This is a genomic window from Limnohabitans sp., assembly GCF_031538885.1.
Classification (GTDB): Bacteria; Pseudomonadota; Gammaproteobacteria; order Burkholderiales; family Burkholderiaceae_C; genus Limnohabitans.
Genome location: NZ_JAVKLW010000070.1, coordinates 1 through 3,933, shown reverse-complemented (window position 1 = coordinate 3,933; position 3,933 = coordinate 1). Strand labels below are relative to the sequence as shown.

Here is a 3,933-nt window from a genome sequence, read left to right as displayed (position 1 = left end):
AGGGGCCTGAGGGCAAAGGTGGGATGACGAAATGGGTCTCTTACGCCGAAAAATCGTGCTATCGACGCACACAATTGCACATCGTGAAGTCCGTAACAAGTCACGCTACAAATTCATGCGTTGTGCAGACCTTCCCTAGATGTATTTAGTCCTGATCGCGTGGATTTACGTGGCCTTCACGATGGCCGTGGTCGAAGCAACAAGCCCCGTGGGCTCTTTGTTCGGAGCCGTTTTTACTTTTTTTCTTTACGGTGTGCTACCCATGAGTGTGGTGGGTTACATCATGGGCACACCCGCCAGACGGCGCGCCATCAAGGCCCAAGAAGCAGCAGAACGTCAACACACCATAGCCCCCAACGGGATACAAGCCCTGCCGTCAACGACGCCAAATGCAAACGGCGAAACGACCAGTGACCCCATCACGCCTGTACGAAAAGAGCCTTGAAGACTGAGACACGGTGCACCATGCAGGGCGGCTGTCGTTGCCCGACAGCGAGGTGACCCCTAAGGCTTGCAAACGCAAATGAGCCAAGCCAGCGAGGTCGGCCAGCCATTTGTTGTGATGGATTGGATGCGGCTTGAAATAACGCATGGCCAGAGATGCGTTAGAGGGTGAGGTCGAGATGAAAACCTCGCGCACATCGTCTCCAACCTCAAAGGCTTCAGGGCCAATGCAAGGCCCCAACCAGACACGAACTCGTGCAGGGCTGACACACGCTGCCCCACAAACCGCGTGCATGGTGTTCTCCACGACACCGCCAGCCAAACCACGCCAGCCAGCATGGGCTGCAGCCACCACAGTGCCAGCATCGTCCGTGAAGAGCAAAGGCAGACAGTCGGCCACCATGATGGTGCAGGCCACCCGTGGTGTTGTGCTGATGCAAGCATCGGCAGCGATGCCATCTGGGCTTGTGATGTTCAAAGCCGTGACAGCTACGCCATGGGTCTGTGTCAAAAACAGAGGCCGTGCGCCGCCCAACTCGGCTTGCAGCAAGGCGCGGTTGGTAGCCACTGCTTGCGGGTCATCGCCCACATGGTCACCCAGATTCAGCGCAGCAAACGGTGCTTGCGATACGCCACCCACTCGCGTGGTACACAAAGCCGACACACCCTCTGGCAAAGCCCAATGCATGGGCCACAGCAAAGGCGAGGATGGGACGGATGGAGAGTGGCTCATGTTGGCCTAAGGATATCCCGAACGCACCGGCTTGATGCTGCGGCGAGGGCGGTAGACTCAAGCCTCATTTCAACTCGCAGTAACTAGACCATGATTCTCGAACTCGCCGACATCCGTATCCAACCCGGTCAACAAGCCGCTTTTGATGCAGCCATTCAACATGGCGTAGACACTGTCATCTCCAAGGCCAAAGGCTTTGAAGGCTACAAAGTCAATCGTGGCATTGAGTCCCCTGAGCGTTATGTGCTGCAAATTTTCTGGGCAACGCTTGAAAATCACACGGTGGACTTTCGAGAGTCTGCGGCCTTCAGTGAATGGCGAGCCATCGTTGGCCCCTTCTTCGCACAACCACCAGTGGTGGAGCACTTTGATCTGGTCGTCAAATCACACGACTAACAATTCGCCGGACACACACATGCGCTATTTGTTTGCCCCCACGCCCGTAGTTTCAGTTCCCGTCGTCGGCCTGGCCGCACGCTACCCTGTACACCGCATTTACTGTGTGGGCCGCAACTACGAAGAACACGCCAAAGAGATGGGCTTTACAGGCCGTGAACCGCCCTTCTTCTTTATGAAGCCTGCCGACAGCTTGGTCGTGGTCAACGCCGGTGAAACTGGCCGTATGCCCTACCCCAGCCTGACCCAAAATTTGCACCATGAAATTGAGTTGGTCGTGGCTATTGGCCAAGGCGGTAAGAACATCAAAACCGCAGATGCCTTGAGCCACGTCTATGGCTACGCCGTAGGCTTGGACATGACGCGTCGTGACCTGCAAAACGAGATGAAGAAGCAAGGTCGCCCTTGGTGTATTGGCAAAGCGTTCGATCACAGCGCCCCGATTGGCCCCATCACCCCCTCCGCACAGGCGGGCGACGTGGCCCGCGCCGAGATCTTCGTGCAAGTCAACGGACAAGACCGCCAGCGCAGCAACGTGAGCCAACTGACTTGGAACATTGCGGAAACCATTGAGCACTTGTCTGCCGCTTGGGAACTGCAACCTGGTGACTTGATTTACACTGGCACCCCCGCAGGCGTGGGTGCTGTGGTGTCTGGCGACACGATGCTGGGCGCTGTCGCGGGTTTGGGCGAGCTCAAAGTCCACGTGGCCTGAACACATGCTTCACCGTCCACTCATTCAACATTGCAAATCGTGCGGCAGTGTAGTCACCTACCGCATCCCTGATGATGGTGACACGCGTGAGCGTGCGGTGTGCAACACCTGCCATACCATCCACTATGAAAACCCACTCAATGTGGTGGGCACTGTGCCTGTGTGGGGCGATAAAGTGTTGCTATGCAAGCGCAACATCGAACCACGCTTTGGTAAATGGACCTTGCCCGCAGGCTTCATGGAGCTGAACGAAACCTTGGCGCAAGGCGCGGCACGTGAAACGACAGAAGAAGCAGGGGCGGCGTTTGAAATGCAGGACTTGTTCACGATGATGAATGTCACCCGCGTGGGTCAAGTGCATTTTTTCTACCGTGTACAACTCACCAGCGATCAGTTTGCTCCCGGCTACGAAACGCAAGAGGCCCGCCTATTTGCTGAACACGAAATACCTTGGGATGAGATTGCTTTTCGAACCGTGAAAGAAACCTTGCAACACTACTTTGCCGACGCGAAGAAAGGCCGTTTTGAGTTGCACCACGTTGACATTGTTTGACAGCCCCTCACAAAGGCATTGAGCCACCCCAAAGACAAAAGGGCTAGCAACTCACGTTGCTAGCCCTTGGTCATTTGTGGTCGGTGTGAAAGGATTCGAACCTTCGACCCCTTGCACCCCATGCAAGTGCGCTACCAGGCTGCGCCACACACCGAATCAGGCTGTGATTATAACGTCACTCCGTGCTGCTCCTAGAGCAGGTCGCGAATTTGTGTGAGTTCTTTTCTCAAGGTTTGCAGCGCTTCTTTACTATTACTCAACGCAAGCGGGGATGACGCAGGGTCATCGCCAAGGTCTGCATCAAGGTCATCGTCAAGGCCGTCATTATCGGACAAATCTACATCAATCAACTCACCACTCACACGGCGTCGCTCACGCTCAGATTGCACTAACTCTTGCAACTTATTACGCGCCCCCGTAATGGTGAAGCCTTGGTCATACAAGAGGTCGCGGATGCGGCGAATCATCAACACCTCGTGGCGTTGGTAATAGCGGCGATTGCCGCGCCGCTTCACAGGACGCAACTGCGTGAACTCCTGCTCCCAATAGCGCAGCACGTGCGGCTTGACGCCACACAACTCGCTCACCTCACCGATGGTGAAGTAGCGTTTGGCTGGAATGGGAGGGAGGGGTTTCTCCATGAAAATCAGTAGCTTGTAAACGAAAGCGCAGAGGTTACACGAAGATTGCCCCTGCATTGCATCCGTTCACAGTTTTGACAAAAAAAGAGACCTAACAAGCTGCTGAAATACCCCATGCGCGAGCGCAATCTCTCCCCCGCATGGGCTTGATTTTTCGAATCTTCTTTCCGCACTCTGCTATCCCTTCGTTTTTTGCTCGCCTTGGCTCGTCCATGGACAGGCCAATGAACCAGCGAAGCAGCAAGTTGTACTGGGGCCGCTCCATCAATTGGCGCTCAGAGCGCATGTTGTAGAAAATTTGTAGCCGCCTGCTAGGGAAGGTCTGCACAACGCATGAATTTGTAGCGTGACTTGTTACGGACTTCACGATGTGCAATTGTGTGCGTCGATAGCACGATTTTTCGGCGTAAGAGACCCATTTCGTCATCCCACCTTTGCCCTCAGGCCCCTT

Annotated in this window: 5 protein-coding genes, 1 tRNA gene and 1 pseudogene; 3 read left to right on the top strand and 4 right to left on the bottom strand. The window is 55.1% G+C overall.

Going from position 1 to position 3,933, the window contains the following annotated elements:
• Window positions 1-376 precede the first annotated feature (376 nt).
• Window positions 377-1,177, bottom strand: a complete 801-nt coding sequence (gene pgeF / locus RMS03_RS05705; RefSeq protein ID WP_310626132.1) for a peptidoglycan editing factor PgeF — start codon at window positions 1,175-1,177, stop codon at window positions 377-379.
• A 90-nt stretch (window positions 1,178-1,267) separates the two neighbouring features.
• On the opposite strand from pgeF, the gene RMS03_RS05700 reads away from it, so the two are divergent.
• The 3 genes from RMS03_RS05700 to RMS03_RS05690 are packed head-to-tail and all read left to right on the top strand — an operon-like array spanning window position 1,268 to window position 2,841.
• Window positions 1,268-1,573 carry an antibiotic biosynthesis monooxygenase gene (locus RMS03_RS05700; RefSeq protein ID WP_310626131.1) on the top strand — a complete coding sequence of 102 codons (306 nt, stop codon included), beginning with the start codon at window positions 1,268-1,270 and terminating at the stop codon, window positions 1,571-1,573.
• A 19-nt stretch (window positions 1,574-1,592) separates the two neighbouring features.
• A complete protein-coding gene (locus tag RMS03_RS05695; RefSeq protein WP_310626130.1) occupies window positions 1,593-2,288 on the top strand; it encodes a fumarylacetoacetate hydrolase family protein in 696 nt (231 codons plus the stop codon).
• A gap of 4 nt (window positions 2,289-2,292) precedes the next feature.
• The gene (locus RMS03_RS05690) at window positions 2,293-2,841 is read left to right on the top strand and encodes an NUDIX hydrolase (RefSeq protein WP_310626129.1); all 549 of its coding nucleotides are present in this window, start codon (window positions 2,293-2,295) and stop codon (window positions 2,839-2,841) included.
• Window positions 2,842-2,918: 77 nt separating this feature from the next.
• Here RMS03_RS05690 and RMS03_RS05685 read toward each other — a convergent pair.
• The 3 genes and pseudogenes from RMS03_RS05685 to RMS03_RS05675 all read right to left on the bottom strand — a co-directional run.
• Window positions 2,919-2,995, bottom strand: a tRNA-Pro gene (locus RMS03_RS05685).
• A gap of 37 nt (window positions 2,996-3,032) precedes the next feature.
• Window positions 3,033-3,482 (bottom strand): MerR family transcriptional regulator, encoded by a 450-nt coding sequence (locus RMS03_RS05680; RefSeq protein ID WP_310626128.1) that lies wholly within the window; start codon window positions 3,480-3,482, stop codon window positions 3,033-3,035.
• Between the two features lie 205 nt (window positions 3,483-3,687).
• Window positions 3,688-3,786: pseudogene (locus RMS03_RS05675) on the bottom strand (transposase); the annotation flags it as partial.
• Between the last annotated feature and the right edge of the window lie 147 nt (window positions 3,787-3,933).